The organism is Amycolatopsis sp. M39, assembly GCF_001651785.1.
Classification (GTDB): domain Bacteria; phylum Actinomycetota; class Actinomycetes; order Mycobacteriales; family Pseudonocardiaceae; genus Amycolatopsis; species Amycolatopsis rubida.
Window position 1 is genome coordinate 45059 of the sequence record NZ_LWSF01000004.1, and the last position, 18358, is coordinate 63416.

17 protein-coding genes are annotated in these 18358 nt (G+C 70.0%); 9 read left to right on the forward strand and 8 right to left on the reverse strand.

What is annotated here, in order from left to right; translation table 11 throughout:
* Window positions 1-6 precede the first annotated feature (6 nt).
* The 5 genes from A4R44_RS10755 to A4R44_RS10775 all read left to right on the forward strand — a co-directional run bounded on the left by A4R44_RS10755 (window position 7) and on the right by A4R44_RS10775 (window position 5143).
* Window positions 7-1032: a phosphotransferase family protein gene (locus tag A4R44_RS10755; RefSeq protein ID WP_067578879.1), complete on the forward strand. Its 1026-nt coding sequence runs from the start codon at window positions 7-9 to the stop codon at window positions 1030-1032.
* The gene (locus A4R44_RS10760; protein ID WP_067578881.1) at window positions 1032-2255 is read left to right on the forward strand and encodes an acyl-CoA dehydrogenase family protein; all 1224 of its coding nucleotides are present in this window, start codon (window positions 1032-1034) and stop codon (window positions 2253-2255) included. Before A4R44_RS10755 ends, A4R44_RS10760 begins: the two co-directional genes overlap by 1 nt.
* Window positions 2252-3430 (forward strand): acyl-CoA dehydrogenase family protein, encoded by a 1179-nt coding sequence (locus tag A4R44_RS10765; RefSeq protein WP_067578883.1) that lies wholly within the window; start codon window positions 2252-2254, stop codon window positions 3428-3430. The genes A4R44_RS10760 and A4R44_RS10765 overlap by 4 nt, the downstream gene beginning before the upstream one ends.
* Window positions 3427-4521, forward strand: a complete 1095-nt coding sequence (locus tag A4R44_RS10770) for an acyl-CoA dehydrogenase family protein (protein WP_067578885.1) — start codon at window positions 3427-3429, stop codon at window positions 4519-4521. The genes A4R44_RS10765 and A4R44_RS10770 overlap by 4 nt, the downstream gene beginning before the upstream one ends.
* A 70-nt stretch (window positions 4522-4591) precedes the next feature.
* A complete protein-coding gene (locus tag A4R44_RS10775; RefSeq protein WP_067578887.1) occupies window positions 4592-5143 on the forward strand; it encodes a GrpB family protein in 552 nt (183 codons plus the stop codon).
* An 822-nt stretch (window positions 5144-5965) separates the two neighbouring features.
* Here the strand turns inward: A4R44_RS10775 and A4R44_RS10780 are convergent.
* The 5 genes from A4R44_RS10780 to A4R44_RS10795 form a co-directional block, all read right to left on the reverse strand.
* Window positions 5966-6946: a chitinase gene (locus A4R44_RS10780; protein WP_198545244.1), complete on the reverse strand. Its 981-nt coding sequence runs from the start codon at window positions 6944-6946 to the stop codon at window positions 5966-5968.
* A gap of 51 nt (window positions 6947-6997) precedes the next feature.
* Window positions 6998-7324 carry a hypothetical protein gene (locus A4R44_RS50165; protein ID WP_232791563.1) on the reverse strand — a complete coding sequence of 109 codons (327 nt, stop codon included), beginning with the start codon at window positions 7322-7324 and terminating at the stop codon, window positions 6998-7000.
* 120 nt (window positions 7325-7444) lie between these two features.
* Window positions 7445-8245 carry an MFS transporter gene (locus A4R44_RS50170; RefSeq protein WP_232791564.1) on the reverse strand — a complete coding sequence of 267 codons (801 nt, stop codon included), beginning with the start codon at window positions 8243-8245 and terminating at the stop codon, window positions 7445-7447.
* Window positions 8246-8462: 217 nt separating this feature from the next.
* Window positions 8463-9236: an SDR family oxidoreductase gene (locus A4R44_RS10790; protein WP_067578889.1), complete on the reverse strand. Its 774-nt coding sequence runs from the start codon at window positions 9234-9236 to the stop codon at window positions 8463-8465.
* A complete protein-coding gene (locus tag A4R44_RS10795) occupies window positions 9233-9985 on the reverse strand; it encodes an SDR family oxidoreductase (protein WP_093574477.1) in 753 nt (250 codons plus the stop codon). The genes A4R44_RS10790 and A4R44_RS10795 overlap by 4 nt, the downstream gene beginning before the upstream one ends.
* A 354-nt stretch (window positions 9986-10339) precedes the next feature.
* Here A4R44_RS10795 and A4R44_RS10800 point away from each other — a divergent pair, with 354 nt between their 5' ends.
* Genes A4R44_RS10800 through A4R44_RS10815 form a run of 4 tightly spaced genes read left to right on the forward strand, consistent with a single transcriptional unit; the run spans window position 10340 to window position 14315 of the window.
* Entirely contained in the window at window positions 10340-11347 is a 1008-nt protein-coding gene (locus A4R44_RS10800) for a pentapeptide repeat-containing protein (protein WP_067578893.1), read from the forward strand.
* Window positions 11344-12651, forward strand: a complete 1308-nt coding sequence (locus A4R44_RS10805) for a glycosyltransferase family 4 protein (RefSeq protein WP_093574246.1) — start codon at window positions 11344-11346, stop codon at window positions 12649-12651. Before A4R44_RS10800 ends, A4R44_RS10805 begins: the two co-directional genes overlap by 4 nt.
* Window positions 12629-13066: a hypothetical protein gene (locus tag A4R44_RS10810; protein ID WP_157904851.1), complete on the forward strand. Its 438-nt coding sequence runs from the start codon at window positions 12629-12631 to the stop codon at window positions 13064-13066. Before A4R44_RS10805 ends, A4R44_RS10810 begins: the two co-directional genes overlap by 23 nt.
* Window positions 13056-14315, forward strand: a complete 1260-nt coding sequence (locus A4R44_RS10815; RefSeq protein WP_067578897.1) for a hypothetical protein — start codon at window positions 13056-13058, stop codon at window positions 14313-14315. The genes A4R44_RS10810 and A4R44_RS10815 overlap by 11 nt, the downstream gene beginning before the upstream one ends.
* Here A4R44_RS10815 and A4R44_RS48920 read toward each other — a convergent pair.
* The 3 genes from A4R44_RS48920 to A4R44_RS10830 all read right to left on the reverse strand — a co-directional run.
* Window positions 14268-16286, reverse strand: a complete 2019-nt coding sequence (locus A4R44_RS48920; protein WP_067578898.1) for an NB-ARC domain-containing protein — start codon at window positions 16284-16286, stop codon at window positions 14268-14270. The two genes, A4R44_RS10815 and A4R44_RS48920, sit on opposite strands and share 48 nt — an antisense overlap.
* 255 nt (window positions 16287-16541) lie before the next feature.
* Window positions 16542-17216, reverse strand: coding sequence for a FadR/GntR family transcriptional regulator (locus A4R44_RS10825; RefSeq protein ID WP_067578900.1), 675 nt, complete (start codon window positions 17214-17216; stop codon window positions 16542-16544).
* 43 nt (window positions 17217-17259) lie between these two features.
* Window positions 17260-18358, reverse strand: a 1099-nt coding sequence (locus A4R44_RS10830) for an MFS transporter (RefSeq protein ID WP_067580095.1), incomplete at its 5' end; no start/stop codon positions are given.

Genomic DNA, 18358 nt, shown 5'->3' on the forward strand with positions numbered 1-18358 from the left:
CTTCCGATGACCGAAACCGACCCGCCCGGCCTCGATCTGGCGAGGCTGCGCGCCCATCTCGACCGCGAGCGGCCCGGGCTCGTCTCCGGAGCCCTCACCGCGGAGGTGGTGCAGGGCGGGCGGTCCAACCTCACCTATCTCGTCTCCGACGGCACGCGGCGCTGGGTCGTCCGCCGTCCGCCGCTCGGGCACGTGCTGCCGACCGCGCACGACATGCGCCGCGAGTTCCGCGTAATGAGCGGGCTGGCCGGAACTCCGGTTCCGGTGCCGGAAACTGTTCTGCTGTGCGAGGACGCGGACGTGCTCGGCGCGCGGTTCTACGTGATGCAGTTCGTCGAGGGCACGCCGTACCGCACCGCCGAGGAGCTGGAGCAGCTCGGCCCGCAGCGGACGCGGGCGATCGCCGATTCGCTCGTGGACACACTCGTCGACCTGCACGCGGTCGATCCGGAAGCGGTCGGGCTCGGCGATTTCGGCCGTCCGGACGGCTTTCTGGAACGCCAGCTGCGCCGGTGGAAGAAGCAGCTCGACGGTTCGCGCAGCCGCGACCTGCCGGGTGCCGACCGGCTGCACGACCAGCTCGCCGCGGCGATTCCGGTGTCCGGCCCGCCCGCCATCGTGCACGGCGACTACCGGCTGGACAACGTGCTCGTCGACGGCGACGACCGGATCACCGCGGTGCTGGACTGGGAGATGTCCACGCTCGGCGACCCGCTCACCGACCTCGGCCTGATGGTCACCTACGCGCGGCGGGACCAGCTCTCGCTGCCGATGGTGTCGAACGCCAGCAGCGCGCCGGGATATCCGGACACCGGCGAGACGATCGCCCGCTACGCACAGCGCTCCGGCCGCGATCTGTCGGCGCTGGACTGGTACGTGAGCTTCGCGTTCTTCAAGCTCGCGGTGATCCTCGAAGGCATCTACTTCCGTTTCCAGCAAGGCAAAACCGTCGGCGAGGGCTTCGACCAGATCGGCGCCGCCGTCGCCCCCCTGATCGAGCAGGGCAGCAAGACGCTCACCAAGGAGAACTGATGGACTTCGCGTTCGACGCCCGTACCGAGGACCTGCGCGGGCAGCTGCTCGAATTCATGGATTCGCACGTCTACCCCGCCGAGGCTGTTTTCCACGAGCAGCTGGCCGCGCGCACCGACCCGTGGTCGCCGCCGCCGGTCGTCGGCGAGCTGAAGGCCGAGGCGCGCAACCGCGGGCTGTGGAACTTCTTCCTGCCCGGCGACCACGGCGCGGGACTCACCAACCTCCAGTACGCGCCGCTGGCCGAGATCACCGGCCGCAGCCCGCATCTCGCGCCTGCCGCGGTGAACTGCGCCGCGCCGGACACCGGGAACATGGAAGTGCTGACCATGTTCGGCAGCGAGCAGCAGAAGAAGCAGTGGCTGGAACCGTTGCTGGCCGGGGAGATCCGCTCCGCGTTCGCGATGACCGAACCCGACGTGGCCTCTTCGGACGCGCGCAACATCGCGACCAGCATCCGCCGCGAGGGCGACGAGTACGTGATCAACGGGCGCAAGTGGTACATCACCGGCGCGATGAACCCGAACTGCCAGATCTTCATCGTGATGGGCAAGACCGATCCGGACGCGCCCGCGCACAAGCAGCAGAGCATGATCCTGGTCCCGCGCGACACCCCGGGGCTGACCGTCGTGCGCGGCATGCAGGTGTTCGGCTACACCGACGGCGACCACGGCGGGCACGCCGAGGTGCTGTTCGAGGACGTGCGGGTGCCTGCGGAAAACCTGATCGCCGACGAGGGTTCCGGGTTCGCCGTCGCGCAGGCCCGCCTCGGGCCGGGCCGCATCCACCACTGCATGCGCGCGATCGGCATGGCGGAGCGCGCGCTGGAGGCGATGTGCCGCCGCACGCTGTCGCGCGAGACGTTCGGGCGTCCGATCGCCGATTCCGGCGTCGTGCAGGACTGGATCGCCGAGGCGCGCGTGCGCATCGAACAGCAGCGGCTGCTGGTGCTCAAGACCGCGTGGCTGATGGACACCGTCGGGAACCAGGGCGCGCACACCGAGATCCAGGCGATCAAGATCTCCACCCCGCTGGCGGTCGAATGGATCCTGGACAAGGCGATCCAGGCGCACGGCGCGGGCGGCGTCTCGCAGGACTTCCCGCTGGCGGAGATCTGGGCCGGGGTGCGCACGCTGCGGCTCGCCGACGGTCCGGACGAGGTGCACAAGCGTTCGCTGGCGCGGCGCGAGCTGAAGAAGTACCGGACGGAGGCGGGCAAGTGACCGTCGAGGAGCTGCGGGCGCAGGTCGCTTCGTTCCTCGCGGCGCACGATCCGGCCGAGTTGCCCGCTTTGGACTTCCTGCGGGCTCGGTTCGACGCCGGGCTCGCCTGGGTGCACTTCCCCGAGGGACTCGGCGGCCAGGGCGCTCCGCGGGCGCTGCAGGGCGAGGTCGAAGCAGCTTTCGCCGCCGCTGGCGCACCGGACAACAACCCGCGCCGGATCCTGATCGGTCTCGGCATGGCCGCGCCGACCATCCTCGCGTTCGGCACCGAAGAACAGAAGAAGCGCTACCTCCGTCCGCTGTGGACCGGCGAGGAGGTGTGGTGCCAGCTGTTCAGCGAACCAGGCGCGGGCTCCGACCTCGCCGCGCTGGCGACCCGCGCGGTCCGCGACGGCGACGACTGGGTCGTGACCGGGCAGAAGGTGTGGACGTCCAGCGCGCATCTCGCGCAGTGGGCCATCCTCGTCACCCGCACCGACCCGGACGTGCCGAAACACCAGGGCATGACGTACTTCCTGTGCGATATGACCGCGCCCGGCGTCGAGGTCCGGCCGTTGCGGCAGATCACCGGCGAGGCCGAGTTCAACGAGGTTTTCCTTACCGAGGTGCGGATTCCGGACGCGCAGCGGATCGGCGCGGTCGGCGAGGGCTGGAAGGTCGCGCAGACCACGCTGATGAACGAACGCGTCGCGATCGGCGGCACCGCGATGCCGCGCGAGGGCGGCATGATCGGGCTGGTCGCGAAGACCTGGCGGGAGCGTCCGGAGCTGCGCACGCCGGAACTGCGCGACCGGCTCGTGCAGCACTGGGCCGAAGCCGAATCGCTGCGGCTGGCCGGAGAACGGCAGCGGCAGCAGCTCGCGGCGGGCGCGCCCGGTCCGGAGGGTTCGGCGATGAAGGTGGCCTTCGCCGAGCTGAACCAGCAGCTGTCCGGCCTGGAACTGGAACTGCTCGGCGAAGAGGGCCTGCGCTACGAGGACTGGACGATGCGCCGTCCGGAACAGGTCGACTTCTTCGGCCGCGACGCGGGGTACCGGTACCTGCGCGCCAAGGGAAACTCGATCGAGGGCGGTACCTCGGAGGTGCTGCGGAACATCATCTCCGAACGCGTGCTGGGGCTGCCGTCCGAGCCGCGGGTGGACAAGGACGTCGCCTGGAAGGACCTGCCGCGATGAGCACGCCGGACCTGCTGTACTCGGATGTGGAAGAGGATCTGCGGTCTTCGGTGCGTGCGCTGCTGACCGACCGCGCCGGGCCGGCCGCGCTGCTGGCCCGCGTCGAAACGGGCACGCCGTACGACCTGGCTCTGTGGAAGACGCTGGCCGCCGACCTCGGCACGGCCGGGCTGATGGTGCCGGAATCCCTTGGCGGACACGGGGCTTCGCCGCGCGAGGTCGCGGTCGTCATGGAGGAACTGGGCCGGAGTGTCGCGCCGGTGCCTTACCTGGGCAGCGCGGTGCTCGCTACTGCCGCACTGCTGGCCGCGGGTTCGGACCTGCTTCCCCAGCTCGCTTCCGGCTCGGTGATCGGCGCGCTGGCAGTGCCTTTGTCGACCGCTCCTGGTGCCGCGTTCCCTGCCGCTGTCGAGTTTCTTGACGGAACCCTGACCGGCCGAGTGTCCACAGTGGTCGATGCTTCGGTCGCCGGTCTGCTGGTCGTTCCGGCGGTGGGTCCTGACGGTCCTGGCCTTTACGCCGTGGACGCTTCGGCCGCGACCGTGACCGAGGCCGTGTCGCTGGACCTGACGCGCCGGGTCGCCGACGTGACTCTGCATTCTGTTGCCGCGCAGGTGATTTGCACCGGTGCCGCTGCTGCCGACGCGTTGGACAGCGCCTTGACCGCTGCGGCTGGGTTGCTGGCTTCGGAGCAGACCGGGATCACCGAGTGGGCGCTGGCAGAGACTGTCACGTACCTGAAGGGGCGGTACCAATTCGGCCGTCCGGTCGGGGGTTTTCAGTCGCTGAAGCACCGGTTGGCGAATCTGTACACGGAACTGGTCAACGCGCGCGCCGCGGCTCGGTACGCGGCGGATGCGCTGGCGACGGGGAACGACGTGCCGATCGCGGTGGCTGTCGCGCAGGCACGGGTGTCGCCGATCGCGGTGCACGCGGCGGAGGAAGCGATTCAGCTGCACGGCGGGATCGGGATGACGTGGGAACATCCGGCGCATCTCTATCTCAAGCGGGCCAAGAGCGACCAGATCGCTTTCGGCACGCCGGGGCGGCATCGGGCCCGGTTGGCTGACCTGGTGGATCTGCCCGCCTGACGGTTTTTGCCGGTGGCCGGCGTTAACGTGGTCGGCATGGACGAGACCCCGGCTTCCCTTCCGGCCTGGCATGGATGACCTGTCCGATGCTCCGGCCTGGGCCGATGAACGGCCCGAAATCCATCCCGCGGATCCGGCCTGGGCTTCGCGGGGTTCGGCGTTGTGCGCTGAGGTCGCACGGCTGCTCGCGCCGTGGCTTGCTCCTGGGCGGGTGGAGCACGTCGGCTCGACAGCGGTGCCCGGTTTGGCGGCCAAACCGGTGCTCGACGTGATGGCCCCGCCGCGGGACCTGTCCGCGGCGACGGTCTCGGCGGTGGTGCCGGTGCTTTCCGCTGAGGGCTGGTGTTTCGTGCCGCCGGAACTGGACGTCGCGGCACCTTGGCGGCGGTTTTTTGTGCTGCCGGACGCGGAGGGGCGACGCCGGGTGGCGCATCTGCATCTGCTGCCGGAGGGACATCCGAGGTGGCAGGCACAGCTTCGATTCCGGGACGCGCTGCGGGCGGATCCCGGGCTGGCCGACGAGTACGCCGAGGTGAAGCGGCGGCTGGCCGGGGAGGTGAGGGATCGGGAGGAGTACACGGCGGGGAAGACGGAGTTCGTCCGGCGGGTTCTGGGCGGCTGAGAGCGACCATCCGGCATGGGCGGTCGAAGGGGGACGTCCACCACGACCAACGCCGGGTCTCTCCGCCCGAGCCGCGTCGAAACTTCGGCGTGGTCGCTCCCCCGCCATGCGGCCCGGTCTCTCCGCGCGGAGCACCCGGTCCGTTCCGGCGGGTGCCGCGATCACCCTGCCGGAACGGGGAATCCCCGGCGACCGCTGCGCGACGCCGCGACCAGACCGCTCCAGTCCGGTNCCAGTCCGGTCCCAGGACCGACCGCGCCCGAAACCGCAGCGCCCCGATCCGAACAGGACCCCCGGCGACACCGCGACCAGACCGCTCCAGTCCGGTCCCAGAACCGACCGCGCCCGAAACCGCAGCGCCCCGACCCCACCCGACCCGAACAGGCCCCCCGGCGACCGCTGCGCGACGCCGCGACCAGACCGCTCCAGTCCGGTCCCAGGACCGACCGCGCCCGAAACCGCAGCGCCCCGACCCCACCCGACCCGGCCGATCACGGCCCGGCCGCATCGCACTGCCCCACCCCGAGCCCACCAGACCGCGGCCCGCGTCGAGCGCTGCCTCAACCAGGCCGTCGCCTCCCCTGCACCGGAACCCGGCCCAGCCGTTCTTACCGCGAGACCGTCGGCGGCGACGCGTAGCGGGTGCGGCGTTGCCAGGTGCGCGGGGCTCTCCCTGCCTGGCAGGCGATGCGAAGGTCCGTGAGGGGAACCCTGAGGGAATCTGATTCCTTCAGGGTTCCCCTCACCGGCAGCGCAGTCGCGATGGCGGCGACGAGGCCGCACCCCTCGGAAACGGCGGCCTCGTCGCGGCCTGGACCAGGGTCAGCCGTGATACCCGGCCACGATCTTCGTGAACGCGTACTTCGGCTGCGAGATTCCGCTGCACTCCCCGCCGCCCGAGCAGTCCCGGTTGGCCGCCCAGAAAGTGAACCGGCCGAGGTGGTGGCTGGCCGCGTAATCGCGGATCGCGGTGAAGTCCGGCACCGACACGACCTCGCCGGCGTTGTCCGTCTTGCCGTTCATCGACGACAGGCCCGCGTGCCGGTACGCGGTGGCGCTGTCCCAGCCGAACGTCGACTTCAGCTGGGACACCAGGCCGTCCACCGCGGACTTCGTCTTGCCTGCCATGTCGCCGCCGCTGGAGAAGTCGAACGGCATCACCGACCACACGTCCACCGGCGCGCCGATCGCCTTCGCCTGCTTGATCAGCCGCTTGCCCCAGTCGTTCGGGCCGGACGTTTCGGTTCCGATCGTGATCACGACGCGCACGCCGGGGTTCTTCTGCTTGGTGATCTTGACCGCGTTCAGGATCCGGTCCTGCACTGTCGCGTTCTCGAACTCGTCGGTGTTCTCGATGTCGAGGTCGATCGCCTTCAGGCCGTACGCGTCGATCACCTTCTGGTACGCCCCCGCCAAAGCCGTGGCCGAGGAGCACTTCGCGCCGAGTTTCGTGCCGGACCAGCCGCCGAAGGACGGGATGACGTCGCCGCCCGCGTCGCGGATGCTCTTGACCAGCGTTTTGTCCGAACCGGTCAGCGAACGGTCGCCGTCCCACTTCGGGTTGCACGAGCCGTCCGAAAGCATGAACGCGAGCGTGAACGTCTTGATCCCGGTCGCGGACATCGCCGCCGACGCGCTGGTCTGACCGGCCCATTGGTACAGGTACGGCGAAGCGAGCACCGGGTCCGGAGCGGCCGCCAACTGCGGAGCGGACGCGGGCGCGGCCGTGGCCACCCCGGCCGCGGTCGCGAGAGCCGCCCCTGCCGCCGCCGCGAGCGCGGCCAGCCGACGCACTGATTTCATCGTGTTCCTCCCACGAGCACCACGGAACACCTCCGGTTTGAGGCGGCGGGATCAACCCGGGAGGAGTGCACCCGGAAGGGTGCCGTCACACACTGGACTAGACCAAATCAGCGTGTCAAGGGCCGCAGCCCGAACGGCGCAGAAGGCCGGAAACAACGCGCCCGGCCGGTTTTCCCCCGGCTGGGTGGGGCCGAAAGTCAGGGGCGGCCAGCGGCGGTACCCTCCCCCGAGCACCTCGGAGAAGTCGTGGTCGCGGGTCTCCGGCAGGGCCAGCACGCACAAAAAGCTGAGCACCCCGAGCGCGACCGGCACCAGGGAAACCGGCACCGTCGAACCGGTCGATGCCCACAGATCGGTCGAGATCAACGGCACGATCACGCTCGCGGCGCTGTAGGCGATCGAAGCACCGGTACCGCGCGCGGAACAGCTCCGGCGGGAACGCGCCCATCGGCCCGTACAGCATCGCGAAACACGCCAGGCCGCCGACGAACCCGAGCGTCAGCAGCACCGGATTTCTCTTCTGCACCAAGGCGAACAGCGGAAACGCCCACACCACAACGGAAACCGCGGCCGCCGGCGGCCCCATCGGTCGGACTTCATCGCCAACACCAGCGTCGCCACGCCCATCACGGTGGCCGCGATGAGCAGGCTGATCAGGACAGCCGTGCGCGGGATGCCGAGCGTGGTCGTCGCCATCGAAAGACGGAACGTCGTGACGGTGCAGAAAAGCGCGAGCACGAACGACAACGTCGACAGCACCAAGACCCGCGGCTGTTTCCGCAGCAGTTCGAACAGCGGGACTTTCGCCTGTTCGGCTTTGTCCAAAGCAGCCTGGAAAACCGGCGTCTCGGCGATCTTGATCCGGATGCAGAACCCGACCGCCGGCCGCACCTCGGAGAACAGGAACAGCAGATTGTCCAGCACGAATCCGATGGCCAGGCCGAGCTGCGGGAAAGCCGAACACAGGCCGCGTTTGCCCGGCGGCGCGTACTCCGTCGACAGCAGCACCGCGCCGCCCCATTCGCCGCCGATGCCCCGCACGAACGGCAGCACCACCGGCAGGACCGGCGACCAGATGCCGAGCGTGCCGTGATCCGGCACCAGCCCGAAGGCCACTGTGGACAGTCCCATCACCGGCAAGGAGGTGACCAGCAGGGACTTGCGGCTGATCCGGTCGCCCCAGTGTCCGAACAGGATCGCCCCGACCGGGCGCGCGACGAACCCCACCGCGAAGGTGCCGAGCGAGGCCAGCACCCCGGCGGTCGAGAAGAACGTCGGGAAAAATACTTTCCCGAACACCAGCGCCGCCGCGGTCCCGTAGAGGTAGAAATCGATAGCGGTGCCAATACTGTGCCGATCGTTGCCAATCCGACCACAGCCACGGCCTAATGGCTTCGCAGCAACGGTTACGTACCGGGCTGGGTCGGCCTGCTTTTGGTCGGATTAGCAAATAGCGGCGGTGGCGACGCGCGACAAGCCGGCTCGCGGGTACGGTCATTCCGGCTCCCTGTTCGGGTCACGCGTCGCCGGGCAGCTCCTCCATTTTCCGCTGCAGCTTGTTCATCCCGCCGAGCCAGCGGTCGGTTTCGGTGGCGCGCAAGGCATAGAAGTCCGCGACCTCGGCGTGCGGCAGCACGAGGAACCGGTTCTCGGCCATCGCGGCGAACAGCGCGTCGGCCACCTGCGGCGGGTCGATCGCGCTGGCGCCCATCAGCAGTTTGCCGCGTTCGCCGGTCTCCTCCAGCATCGCGGTGCGCACGCCCTGCGGGCAGATCGCCTGTACGGCGATGCCGCGGTGCCGGTAAGTCGCCGACAGCCATTCCGCGAACGCCAGCGCGCCGTGCTTGGTCACCGAATACGGAGCCGACCCAAGGCTGGTGAGCACGCCCGCCGCGGACACCGTCGCGACAAACCGGCCCTCGCCGCGCTCCAGCCACGCCGGCAGCAGCAACCGGGCCGCACGGACGTGCGCCATCACGTTGACGTCCCACGCCAGCGACCACGCGTCCTCGTCCGCGTTGGCGTCGCCGAACGGCGCGACCCCAGCGTTGGCACAGAAGACGTCGATCTCACCGAGCGTTTCGCGGGCAGCGGTGATCAGGTCGGCCACCCCGGATTCGCTTGCCACGTCACCCGCGAACGACCTACCGCCCACCTCCGCCGCGACCTCGGCGGCTCGGTCCCCGTCGAGGTCCGCGACCACGATGCGAGCCCCGTCCGCCGCGAACCGCTGCGCCAGTGCCGCCCCGATCCCGCCACCACCGCCGGTGATGACGACTCCGGCGCTCACAGACCGCCGCCGAGCGTCACGCCGCCGTCGAGAACGACCGTCTGCCCGGTCATCCAGCCCGCCTCGCCGGAGAGCAGGAACGCCACCGCGCCCGCGATGTCCTCCGGCACACCGAGCCGCTTCATCGGGTACGCCGCAGCGACTTCTTCCTCGCGCCCCTCGTAAAGCGCGGTCGCGAACTGCGTCTTGACCACCGCCGGAGCCACCGCGTTGACCCGGATCCCCGGGCCGAGTTCCGCGCCGAGTTCCTGGGTGAGCCGGATCAGCGCGGCCTTGCTGACGCCGTACATGCCGATGCCCGGCGAGGTGCGGATGCCCGCGATCGAGGCGACGTTGACCACCGACCCGCCGTGCTCGCCCATCCACGCCTCCCGCGCGGCGCGGATCCACGACAGCGGCGCGACCACGTTCACCGCGAAGATCTTGCTCGCGGCGGCCGGGTCGACGTCCAGCGTCGGACCGTAAACCGGGTTGATGCCGGTGTTGTTGACCAGCATGTCGAGACTGCCGAACTTCTCGACCGCGGCGGCGACCGCCTCCTGCTGGTGCGCGGCGTCGTCGGCCTTGCCGGGCACCGCGATCGCGACGTCCGGACCGCCGAGCCGCTCCACGGCCTCCGCGAGCGGCTCCGGCTTGCGCGCGGTGATGCACACCTTCGCCCCGCGCTCGACGAGCCCCTGCGCGATGGCCAGCCCGATCCCCCGGCTGGCCCCGGTGACCAGGGCAACGCGATCCTTGAACGACTCCACCACACCGTCTCCTTGTCCGTCGCTGGACAGCCACCGCTAAGCGGCCGCTTAGCGCAGGATAACGGTGCTGCGGCCCCTCGCAACCTCCAACCGCCGCCTCAGCCGTCACACCACAAAGAGCTACCACCGGTCAAACCCTGCGTATCCGCCCTGGACCGTCGCCTGCGCGGGACGGCCTGAGGCGTGCGGTCGCCCCGCCGTTCTGGTTTGGCTGGGTTTCGGCCAAGGGCCAGGACGCGTACGCCCGCGGGACGCGCGCATCACGCTCGCCGCCAACGGCGTGCGGCGCCGCGGAGCAGCCTCGACTCCGTAGCTGTTTTCACGGCGTTTCTGCCGCTGTAGTGAAATGGTCCCATGCAGGTGCGGAAATGGCGTGCGGCGGGCATCGCGACAGCAACGGCCGTCGCGTTGGGCGCGGTCATCTGGTTCTTCGGCGTTCCGGTGCCGGAGTGGGCAGTCGGCCCGCAGGAAGGAGTCTCCCGGGCAGAGTGGCTGTCGGCCGTCAACAACGCACGCTCGGGATTCCTCACCAGTTTGAGTGTCGTGGCCGCACTCGCGACCGTCGGTCTCGGCATCCGCAAGTACTTCCAGGATCGCGACAAACAACGGCTGGACGAGGACAAGCACCTGATCAGCCAGTTCGACACGGCATGGGGCCGGATGGCCTCGGACGACCCGCTCGTCCGGGCGAACGCGGTGCGCACGCTGGCCCGGTTGATGTCCGATTCTCCCCGGGATCGAGCGTCGATCCTGCGGTCGATCTGCGATCTCCTGCGCAAGCAGACGGAGGATCGCCCCGGCGAAGACCGGGCCGAAGCGGATGTCGTCGCGGCGGTCGACCTCCTGCGCGAACGGTCGCCGCGGGCCGAGACGGATCCGCTCGATCTGGCGAACGTTCGCCTCCCCCGGGCTGACCTGCGCGGCGCGGCGCTTCGCGGAGTCCTGCTCCGCAACGCCGTCCTCTCCAACGCCGACTTGGCCAACGCCGATCTCCGCGAGTCCGCGATGTCCCAAGCAGTGCTACGCGATGCCACCCTCTCCTCCGGGCGGCTCGACGGCGCTGAGCTGGAGCAAGCCGATCTGAGCGGCGCGAAGTTGCACGACGTGTCGGCCGAGGGCGCCTCGCTTGCCGAAGCCGACTTCCGCGGTGCCGATCTGTCCGGAGCTGTCCTGCGCGGGGCCGTTCTGCGGCGCGCACGACTGTCCGAGGCGAAGCTCGACCGAGTCGACTTCACCGGTGCCGACCTGGCCGGCGCGGATCTCTCCGGATCCGACCTCGGCACTGCCGTCGGGCTCACCGGCGAGCAGCTTGCCCGCGCGGTCGGCAAAGCCACTACGCTGCCCCCGTACCTGCGGAAATGACGGTATCCCCGACAGTCGCCGTAGCGGTGCACGACGGGTTCTACGGCTGCGGCACCGGCGCGGGCTACGCCAATTTCGGCACCCTCGGCGCTCTTGCCGATCTCCTGCCCGCCGACGTCCAGCTCGCTGTCCTGCCCCTTCGGCTGGACCGCAGCAGCGCGGAACACCACCCGCAGTGGCACGCCCGGGCTCGGCACCGCCTGCGCAACGCGACGATTCTGCCGGTCGACAACGGAACGGACGGTCAGGACCGCTGGGGCAGCCTCGAAAACTTCCGGCGCTTGGTCCGCTCGACCGCCGATCGGCTGCGTGCCCTGCCGGCGGAGCCCCTCCTGATCATCGCGTTCGACGCCCCGTTCCTGGGACTCGGCTCGGCACTGTCCCCCGCGTTGCTGCCACACCTCGTGCTCGCGCCGCGTTCCAGCGCCGCGATCCACGCACCGCACGACCTCGAACGCCGTGCCTGGGAACGAAACGGAATGCTCTCGGCCGTCGCCGGGGGCGCACGGATCGCGACCATCTCCCCGTTCATGGCCGGCCATCTGCACCGCGAATACGGCATTCCGCGACAGGCGATGACGGCGCTGCCGGACGGCCTGACCGGCGACGACTGGAACGGCTACGGCGACTCGGCCGACCCGGATCTTCCGCCATTCGTCTTCTCGATGGGACGAGCGGAGCCGTACAAAGGATTCGAGGACCTGCTCGCCGCGTGGGACCTCCTCGCTCGCGAAGGCACCGCGCTCCCTCTCTTGCTCATCGCGGCGACGAGCGAAGGTTCCGAGCCCACGCCGTACCAGAACGTCCTGCGCGCCCGGGCCGAGCGACTCGCCGCACCGGTTCGGATGCTGACCCGGTTCACCCCCGACGTCCCGCGGTTGCTCCGGCACCCCGGCTTGCGAGCAGTCGTCGTGCCCTCGCACGCCGAACCTTTCGGCCGGATCCCGATGGAGGCGTTCGCGGCCGGGGCCGCGCCCGTGATCACCACCACGAGCCAAGGTCTCGGCGGCCAGATACGCGACGGCGTCACGGGCTTCCGGTGCGAGCCGAAGTCGCCCCGATCGTTGGCGCTCGCCGTGCGCCGCGCCCTCGAAATGAGCCCGGACCAGCGATCGCGCATGAGAGACCAGGCTCGCCGAGCGGCCCTGCGCGACTACGATCACCCGGCCGCCCTCCGCACCTTCCTGACCAGGGCGGCACCGTGGCTGCGGCTCCGCGGCCCAGACCATCGGATACGGTTGCCGAGCACAGCCCCGCCCGCCGCCGACCCCGAGGAGGTTCGTGTTCACCGCGCCTCCGGTTAAGGTGCCGATCGGGCTCCAAGCACCGCACTGGACCACCGTGCAGGCCGAGCGCCGCGTCCTGGTCGTAGTCCACCACGTCACGTCGCTGCTGCGGCTCCTCGACGTCATCCCGGTCTTCGATTCCGACACTCGCGTGCAACTCGTCTTCACCTGGAACGGATCCGATCCGTTCCGGCACGGGCTGCAGCGTTTCCTCGACGACCTCGGCGTCATCGTCCTCCCGTGGGACCAGGCGATCAACACCGAATTCGACCTCGTGCTCGCCGCCAACCACGGCGGACTCACCGAAATCACCGCGCCCCTGGTCATTCTTCCGCACGGCGTGGGGTATACTAAAATGTCTCCCGGAAACCGGAAACCGGAAACCGGAAACCGGAAACCGGAAACCGGAAACCGTCTACGGCTTGTCGCCTGAATGGCTGTTGTACAGCGGCAGGCCCATCGCGTCGTCTCTGGTGCTCGCCCACCAGGCCGAGTTCGATCGGCTGGCCGCGCTCACCCCCGCCGCCCGCGACACCGCCTTCGTCGCGGGAGATCCTTCCTACGACCGGATGCGCCGCAGCAGGCACCTCCGCGCCCAGTATCGCGAAGCGCTCGGCGTGGCCCCGCACCAGAAACTCGTCACCATCACCAGCACGTGGTGGCGGAATTCCCTGCTGGGCAGCCAGCCTTCGCTCTTCCGCGAGGTCGTCGGCGCTCTCGACCGCGACCGGTACCGGGTCGCGGGCTTGGTCCACCCGAACATCTGGCACGGCCACGGCCCTTGGCAGATCCGCACGTGGCTGGCGGACTGCCAGCGCGCGGGACTGCTCCTGCCGCCGCCCGCCGAGGGCTGGCAGGCCGTGCTCCTGGCTTCCGATCTCGTCGTCGGAGACCACGGCGCCACCACCGCGTACGGCGCCTGCCTCGACATTCCCCTGCTCCTGGCGGCGTTCCCGGAAAGCGACGTGGCACCGGAATCCGTCGGCGAACTGCTGGGCGCGACCGCACCCAGGCTGAACTCCCGCGAACCGCTGGACGTCCAGATCGAACGAGCGGTGCGGACCTACCGCCCGGGCAGCTTCGACGACGTCGCCGCCCTCGTCACGTCCCGTCCCGGCGAAGCCGCGGCCCGGCTGCGCCGGCTGTTCTACGAGCACCTCCGCCTGACCGAACCGGCCTCCGGCCCGATCGTGCCGCTGATTCCCGTCTCCGCCGCGACCGGGCACGCAGCACCTGCCGCCCCGGCGAATTTCATCGTGTGCGAGTCGCGCGAGGACCGTTTCCATCTCACCCGTTACCCCGCCGACGTGGACATCGACCGCTCCGGTTCGGCGAAATTCTCGAACGCCGCTCTCACCGCGCGCGAGGACCACCCCGACGAATCGCTCCGCCAACGCGCCGCGATCGTGTTTTCCGCCAGCGCGACCGGCGACGCCGCGCTCGCCGATCTCCTGCGCCGTCACCCCCATGCGACCGTCGCCGCGTCGAGCGACGGCCGCGTAGCCACCAGGTCGGGACAGCTGATCGAAACAACGTTCACGGATCCGGAAGTCGCTGCGGCACTGGTTTTCGAGTCCGTCCTCCGCGGTCTCCGCTTACCGCGCGAAGCGACCGTGAGCCGCGGAGACGAGGTCCTACTCGGCGCCTTCGCCCCATCGCGGGTCTTCGATCTCGGCTCGTAGCGCCGCCGCCCGTTGGTCGGCCAGCCGCTCGTACACCGCGGCCGCGTGCTCGATCAGCCGAGCGCCTTCTTCCGGCGGGAGCAGCCTGCCGAGAATCGCAGCGGTATGCGCCTCGAAATCGACCAGCTTCAATTCCTGTTCCAGCACCAGCGCGGCCCGCAGCACCTCCTCGGCGCGAGAATCCTCGGCCGTGGCCAGGACCTCTCCCAGGTTCGCCAGCGACTTGGCGTAGTTGTGCCGGTCCGCATCGGAGGCGAAGTGGGCCGCCGCGCGCTCGGCCGCCGCCAGCGCCTCCGGCAGCCGCCCCAGCTTCGCCAGGATCGGCGCGCCGTTCATGTCGAGCAACCGCTGCTCGCGAGAACGCAGGCGGCCGGGAAAACCCGGATTCGCCACCAGCTCGGCCGACCGGGCGAAATACTCGATCGCGGCTTCGTACTCCCCCATCCGGTTGTGCACCAAGCCCTGCCATACGAAGGTCTTGGCCAGCATCGTCAGCGCGTCCGGCTCCTCGCCGAGCTCGGCGATGCGCTCCGCCGCGGCGGCGAACTGCCCGGCCGCCTTGTCGTGCGTGTAAGCCGCGAAGTACGCCTTGCCCAGCTCCGTGTGCAGGACGATCAACGGCCGCGCGTCGCCCGTTTCCTCGTGCATCTCCCGCGCGGCCGACAGGCCGAGGGTCTGCACCGCGATCGCGTCCGCGTACCGGCTGCGCTGGAAGAAGAAATTCGTGAGCGCCTCGGCCAGCTGCCACGTGAGGTCCGCGAATCCCGCGGCCGAGGCCATCTCGACCACCTGGCGCAGATTCGCCGCCTCTGCTTCGAGATCGGCGACCGCGCGCCGGTGGCCGTCGCCGTCCGCCTCGTAGGCGGGGGCCACCCGGCCGTCGAACCGGGGACCGAACTGGCGGCGGCCGGACAGCACCAGCGCGCGGGCGACCGCGTAGTCCAAATACGCTTCGGCCAGCCGGCGGCGGATCTCCGCCACGTCGGCGGGATGCTCGTGTCCGTTCGCCAGCCCCCGCGCATGCAGGTGGATGAGCGAATGCATCTCGTGCTGCTCGTCCGACTCGACCACCAGCGTCCAGCGGTGCAGCGCGAACAGCGTGTCGGCGGCGAAGGGCCGATCGGATTCCTCCAGCAGCACGGGCACGACCCAGGACGAGAAGCGCAGACCCGGGTGCAGTCCCAGCCGCCGGTAGAGTTGCTGTTCAAGCGGAGCCAGCGCGTCGTAGGAAGCTTGGTAGACGAACTCCAGCTTGCGATCGCCGTCGACGGTGAAGTGCGCGAACAGGTCGCGCTCGGATTCCAGCCTGCGCAGCAAGGCGGCAGGCCGTTCGTGGCGGCGGATCCGAAGATGCGCACCGGCGATCGTCAAGGCGAGCGGCAAATACCCGGACAGCCGCGCGATCCCGGCCAGCGCGCGCTCCTCCTCCGCGACGACCGACTCGTCCAGTCCGCGGCTCAACAGCTCCACCCCGTGGCGTTCGGACAGCACCTTCAGCCGCACAGTGGCGAACCCGTGCACCTCGAACGCTTCCGCGCGCAGCCGGCTCGTCGCCAGCACCGCGCTTCCCGGGGATTCCGGCAGCAGATCCAGGATCGACTCCGCCGAGTCGACGTCGTCCAGCACCACCAGCACCTTCCGCCGCGACGTCTCCCTCCGGTAGACCGCGAGCTTGCCGTCCAGCGTCGGCGGGATCAGGTTCGCTTCGAGCTGGAACAGGAAGACGTCGAGGACCTGCTCGACCGTTTTCGCCTGCGCCGAGGCGCTCATCGAGGCGTCCAGCACGCAGTCGAACGAGGGCTGCAGCTCTTGCGCGCACCTGAGCATGACCGCGGTCTTCCCGACGCCGCCGATCCCCTGCAGCACGAACACCCCTTGCCGGGCGGCGGCCTGCTCGGCACGCGCCTGCTCGACCAGGTTCCGGCACTCGTCGGCACGATCGACGAAGTGCCGCGGCGCGAACCTCAGCACAGCGGACTCCGGCGACCAGTCATGACCCCACCCCTCGATCGGCTACCGGCCACCCTACCCAGAACTGGCCGCCGCCGTCACAGCTTGTCAACGATCGGTCACCGCGGATCCAAGACGGATTCGGCGCACTCGCGCATCGCGCCGAGCAGGCACGGGCCGCACCGCACGCCAGTCACGTTCACGAGCGTGACCTCCCATGACGGCGATCTCCGGGCACCACCGCCGAAACGGGACGCACGCCCAGAGCGACCGCCCCTAGCGCAACCGCGTCAGGGTGTGCCCGACGTTGCGGCGGGTCGCCCGCGCGGCGGCGTCCGGGTCCCCGGCGTCGATCGCGGCGACGAGATCGTGGTGGGACCGGTGAAGATCGTCGGTGTCCGTTCCGGCGGCGTCCAGCGTCGTGATGCTGCCGGCCACGGCGCGCATCGCGTCCAGGAAGGAGTCGAACACGTCGATCAGCACCGGGTTGTGCGCGGCCAGGACGACCGCCCGGTGGAAGGCGAGATCCGCGTCGAGCAGTTCGGGCAGCGATCCGGCCCGGTCGCGCGCCGCCAGCGCCGCGCGGAGCGCTTCGAGGTCGGCGGCGGTGCGGCGGGTCGCGGCCAGGATGCCCGCTTCGACCTCCAGCGCGACGCGGACCTCGTAGACGTCGATCGCCTGGGCCGTGCGCAGCTTGCGGTCCAAATCGGACAGTGCGGTCTCGGACGCGACGTAGGTGCCCGAGCCTTGCTGGGAGTACAGCTGGCCGGCGGAGATCAGGGCACGCACGGCCTCCCTCGCGGTGGACCGCCCGACTCCGAGCAGCTTGCTCAGTTCGACCTCGTTGGGCAGCTTGGCCCCGACCGGCCATTCGCCTTCGCCGATCAGCCGGCGCAGTTCGGCCGTCGCCGCGTCGACCAGCGAAGTTCGCCGCACCGACCGGACCGTCATGTCCTTCTCCCCTCCGCGGCGAACGCGCCCGGAAGGCAATGTATCAGGTCACCAGCTCCTCAGATGAGTTCGCGGACGACTGAGCGGGCGGGACGCGGTCCCGCAGCCGGGTGCCGAACACCACGGCGACGCCGTACACCGCGAGCACCGCACCGAGGGTGAACCGCAGCCCCCGTGCGTCGGCCAGCCAGCCGAACAGCGGCGAGGCCAGCCCGCCGGCCGACATGGCCAGGCCGAGGGACAGCCCGCTGGCGGTGCCGGGCCGCGCGGGCAGGTAGTCCTGAGCCAGGGTCACCTGGTTGGCGAACGGCAGGAACATGGTCAGCCCCAGCAGCACAGTGCTGAGTTCCAGCACGGGGTAGGCGGGGCTGAACACCACCCCCGCCAGCGCCGGAACGCCCAGGAGGTATCCGGCCCGGATCGGGGTCAAGCGGCCGAACCGATCACCCAGCCAACCGCCGAGCACGGTACCCGCGGCGCCGGCCAGCGTGAACGAGGTCAGCGTGACCGCCGCGGCCGCCGTCGAGGCGTGCAGTTCGCGAATCGCGTACAACGACAGCAGCGAAGTGACTGTCACGTAAGGGATTGACCACCCGACGGTCGCCGCGACCAGCCTGCCGAAGGACCGCCAGTCGTCCTTAATGTCCACAGTGGACACTTTGGCGGCGCTTCCGCCCAGTGGCGGCACGGGGCCTGCTCGGCGATTGAGCAGCCACAGCAACGCCATCACCACCGCCGGGACCGCCAGCAAACAGGTCCCCGAAAGACCGAGCGAGCCGACAACCGCGGTGACGAGGGCGGGGGCGAGCGAACTGCCCAGCGTGCCGCCGACGGAGAACAGGCTCATCGCCCGCTGGGATTTGCCACCCACCGCACGGGCTTGATTGGTGGCGGGCGGATGGTAGGCGGCCACTCCGATTCCCGCGACGGCAACGCAGATCCACGTGAGCGGATAGCTGTCCGCGAAACCGGCGGCGGCGATCCCGGCGGCGGCCACGAGGAATCCCAGCGGCGCCAGCCAGTCGCGCCCGGACCGGTCCGCGATCATGCCGAACACCGGCTGCACGACGCTGGACAAACCTGTTGCGGCCAAAGCGATTCCGGACACCGCGGCGTAGCTGTAGTGCCGTTCGCTCATCAGG